We start from the raw sequence: 4826 nt of genomic DNA, 5'->3' as shown, positions 1-4826 counted from the left end.
CTTATGGCATTAAATACGGATCAAATTTTCAGCCGTTCATTAATAAGCGCGACGTTAAAGACAAGAATGACGACGATTTAACAACTGAACCCGAAACTATTAAGGCATTCCGCGATACATGGGAGCTCGGTATTCATTCATATTTGAATTATTTGCGTAATAGATTGCTGCTCGTTAGGGAATTATTGACGGACTCGGGCAGCGTTTTTATTCAGATTAGCGACGAGAACGTTCACCATGTCAGAGAAATTTGTGATGAGATTTTCGGGCCGGATAATTTTGTGAGTCTGATTACATTTCGCAAAACTTCACCCCTTACCACTTCAGGACTCGGCGGTGTATGTGATTATATAATATGGTACGCAAAAGATAAAACGCAAATGAAATATCATGATTTATACGTGAATAAGGACGCGGGCGAGGGGACATTATATACATGGCTTGAACTTGAAGACGGAACAAGACGAGCGATGACGAATGAAGAGAGAAAATCACCGAAAAATTATCCAATAGGGGCGCGGCCATTTAGATTCGTGAGTCTTTCTTCAGTCGGATATACTCAAAGTTGTATGTATGATTTTGAATTTGAAGGCAAAATTTTTAAATGCGGCAAAAAAAGTTGGAAGACGAATCAAGCGGGAATGCAGCGACTTATAGAAGCAAAACGAATTATGGCACCGGGTCAAGTTCCTTCATATGTTAGGTATCATGATGATTTTTCTTTGCAATCGTTAAATAATTTATGGGACGACACGGGCGGCGCGTCAAATATGGTATATGTAGTGCAGACATCAACAAAAGTAATTCAACGCTGTATACTAATGACGACAGATCCAAATGATTTAGTTCTCGATATAACTTGCGGATCAGGAACGACGGCCTATGTCGCCGAACAATGGGGCAGACGCTGGATAACCTGCGACACTTCACGAGTAGCCATAGCAATAGCCCGTCAAAGATTACTCACAGCCGTATATGATTATTACACCCTCGCCGACCCTCACAAAGGAATCTCAGCCGGATTTGTTTATAAGACAGTCCCGCATGTAACTCTGAAATCAATAGCCAATAACGAGACTCCCGAACAAGAAATTTTATACGATCAGCCCGTCAAAGATAATAAAAAAATTCGTGTAACCGGAGCATTTAACGTTGAAGCTCTGCCCGCTCCTGTAGTCTTCTCACCTGAAGAGGCCGCAAATATCGAGTCAAATCCAAATGAGGCCGCAAAATTTTCTGACTGGTGCGAACAGCTGAAGGCGACGGGAATACAAGGGACTCACGGGGAAAAAATGAACTTCTCAAGCATAGAAATTTTTTCAGGAGCTCAATATATCAGCGCAGAGGCCTATACAGACGAGGGGAAGCACGTTTTTATCTCGTTTGCAAATGAGTCGAGCTTAATGGACTCCCGGCGTGTTTATGAATCATTTAAGGAGGCTCACAAATTCCCTCATGACGTAATAATTTATGCGGCTTTCCAGTTTGACCCTGCAGCACTCGAAATGATAAATACTTTGAGGACTCGCGACAAGACCCGTGATTATTTAGTTGTGAACATGAACACAGATTTAATGACTCAGGATTTGCGCAGGAAATTACACACGGACTCATTATTCTGGTTCGTAGGACAGCCTGATATAATGCTCGAAAAATTAGACTCCGGAAAATACCGCGTTAAAGTTTTAGGATTTGACTATTACAACGTGAGTGCAGGACGAATCGAGTCAGGCAACACGGACAAAATAGCAATGTGGCTTTTAGACAGCGATTATAACGGAATGACTCTAAATCCAACGCAAATATTCTTCCCGATTGAAGGCAAAACAGGAGGCTGGGCAAAACTGGCGAAAACTCTCAAGACAGAAATAAACTCGGATTTGATAGAAAATTTTTCAGGGATTCAGTCGCTTGAGTTCGACGCAAAGGAAAATCAGCAAATCGCCGTGAAAATTATAGACGATCGGGGGATCGAAAGCATGAAAGTTTTAACAGTCGGGCAGGAGGCTTATTAATAAATCATGAACGAGACCGCAAAAATTTCGCAGTTAATAATAAATTCGCCCTATAGTGAGCCGGTTTATCACTGGGAATATAACAGAGAGTCAAAAAGTTTCTATAAAGTTTCAGGCCGTAGGAGTGCGGGCTATCTAGTTGCGTCAAAGGGAGCTAAAAAATTTGATGATGACTCCGGACAATTTATAGAAATCGCGTTAGTTAATCAGATTAGGCCGCATGTTAAGGAGTGGCGCGAGTCAAATTACCCCGGAGCAAATAATATAACTCGTAAACTATTAAATCACTGGCACGACATGAGCGCGAGGAGTTACCCGTTTTTCTTCTGTCAACTTGACGCAATAGAGACTCTTATATGGCTGAAAGAATCTCAAGAGGGCAGGCGGCAGTTAATACAGGATGACGGGAGCAAATTTCAACGAATATGCACGAAATTATGTACAGGCGGCGGCAAAACTATAGTAATGGCTATGTTAATAGCGTGGCAGGTGTGTAATAAAGTCAGGGACTCGCGCAATATTAACTATTCAAGAAATATTTTAGTCGTCGCACCTAATTTGACAGTTAAGAAGCGTCTTCAAGTTTTGAGATTTGATTATCATGATAATTATTATGAAAGATTTGATATATTGCCGGTTGAGATTCGGGAATTAATGAGTCAGGCAAAAATTATTATTCATAACTGGCAGGCTTTGAGCTGGGACGATGATGAGGCAATCGCAAAACGCAAAGAAGTTGACAAGCGCGGGCCATTAAGCGACGGGGCATATTCACGGAAAATTTTAGGGAGTCCGGCTGAAAACTGGCTAGTAATAAATGACGAGGCACATCACGCATATAGACTCGCAGATAAGCGCAGGGAATTCAAAGAAGAAGATAACGAGGCTACAATTTGGATTCAGGGACTTGACAGGATTCATAAAGCAAGAAAGATTTTGACGTGTTATGATTTCTCGGCGACTCCGTTTATACCGGGCAGCAAAACGAGTGAAGAAAATTTATTCAGCTGGATAGTTAGTGATTTCTCGCTAAGTGATGGGATCGAGTCAGGGCTTGTGAAGACTCCCCGTGTTGTTGTACGTGATAATTTAGAGCCTGACCCTGAAACTTATAAATCAAAGCTGTATCATATTTATTCAGATGAAGAAGTAAAGAATAATTTAACGAGTTCACAGCCTCAAGAGTCATTATTGCCCGATTTAGTCCGCAGTGCATATAAAACTCTTGCGTCTGACTGGTTAGAAGTCTTTAAACAGTGGCGAGATTCCGGCAAAAAAATCCCCCCCGTCATGATAAGTGTAGCGAATTGCACTCGAACAGCTGAAAGGATCGAACGATTATTTTTATCGCAGGATTTATTATTGCCTGAAGAACTTTGCGAACCGGATAAAATTTTGAGAATTGACTCGCGGAAATTAGAAGATGTTACGAGCTCAGAAGGTGAATTACTGCGCGAAAAAGTTGACACAGTCGGCCAAGAAAATAAACCGGGTGAAAATCTGCGTAATATTATATCAGTCGGTATGCTTTCAGAGGGCTGGGACGCTCGGACAGTTACGCATATAATGGGCTTGAGGGCTTTCACGAGTCAATTATTGTGCGAACAGGTTATAGGGCGGGGCCTGCGCAGGACTTCATACGACAAATTAAACGAGGGAGAATTTTTCACGCCTGAATATGTAAATGTTTTCGGAGTCCCATTTTCTTTCCTGCCTCATGAGGACTCAGGGGGCGGGAGCGTTTCTCATACTGACTCGACTGAAATAAAAGCGCTTGACTCACGCCGGGAATTTGCTATAACTTGGCCGAATATAATAAAACTTGAATATATAAGCGGGCAAAAATTGAGTCTTGATTTAGGCTCGATAAATAATTTAGAATTAGACGCAGCAAAAACTATAATTCACGCGGAAATAGCACCGGTTCTAAATGGTAAAGTCGACTTAACACGAGTCAGCGAAATAGATTTAGAGAAGGCAGCAAAGAGTTTCAGACTTCAGAGAATAATTTATCAGACAGCAGCACAATTTTTTGACGAACTCCCAGCCGACTGGAAAAATAAGGGCGCGAAAATTTTATTACTGGGACAAGTTATAAATCTAGTTCGTGAATATTTGCGGAGTGATTTAATAAAGATAAAGCCTGAATTATTCGCAATTAACGAGAGCCGCAAAAAAATTATATTCGCCGGAAATATGGATAGAATCATAAAAAATTTATGGGACTCAATCAGGAGCGAGAACACAGGAAAAATTATCCCCGTCTATGATAGATTAAAGCGCACTTGTTCGACTGGAGATATGCCGCGATGGTGGACAATTAAGCCGAATAGCATAACCCGTAAATCTCATATAAATAATTGCGTCTATGACAGCACATGGGAAGCAAGCGAGTCCTATTCACTTGAGAGAAATTCACACGTTAAGGCATGGGCAAAAAATGATCACTTAGGATTCTATATATATTATTTGTATAATGGAGCAGTAAGAAAATATCTGCCTGATTTCTTGATAAGACTCGATAATGATACAAATTTGATTCTTGAAGTCAAAGGCAGGGACTCAGAACAGGATAAATTTAAGCGGCGTGCATTAATGGACTGGGTTACAGCAGTGAATGACTCTAAAGAGTTCGGGCAATGGGCTTGTGATGTCTCGTATAATATAGCTGATATAGACGGGATTATTGAGAAATATTTATAATTTGCAGCAAGCTGAAAGGGGAATAATTTATGATTTTATCCCGCGATCACACAATAAAATTTTTTCCTGCCGCCGCCTCCCACCCACCCGCCCACGGCGGCGGCTTTG

General features: G+C 41.3%; 2 protein-coding genes. Both read left to right on the top strand.

Annotation, left to right across the window (positions count from 1 at the left end; all coding sequences use genetic code 11):
- Positions 1 to 2015, top strand: a 2015-nt coding sequence (locus IJS99_02320; GenBank protein MBQ7560657.1) for a site-specific DNA-methyltransferase, incomplete at its 5' end; no start/stop codon positions are given.
- Between the two features lie 6 nt (positions 2016 to 2021).
- Positions 2022 to 4718 (top strand): DEAD/DEAH box helicase family protein, encoded by a 2697-nt coding sequence (locus tag IJS99_02315; GenBank protein ID MBQ7560656.1) that lies wholly within the window; start codon positions 2022 to 2024, stop codon positions 4716 to 4718.
- Positions 4719 to 4826: the final 108 nt, after the last annotated feature.

The organism is Synergistaceae bacterium (assembly GCA_017444345.1).
In the GTDB taxonomy this organism is placed as follows: domain Bacteria; phylum Synergistota; class Synergistia; order Synergistales; family Aminobacteriaceae; genus JAFUXM01.
Note: the sequence above shows the minus strand (reverse complement) of the source record. Positions and strands in the feature narration are given on the sequence as shown.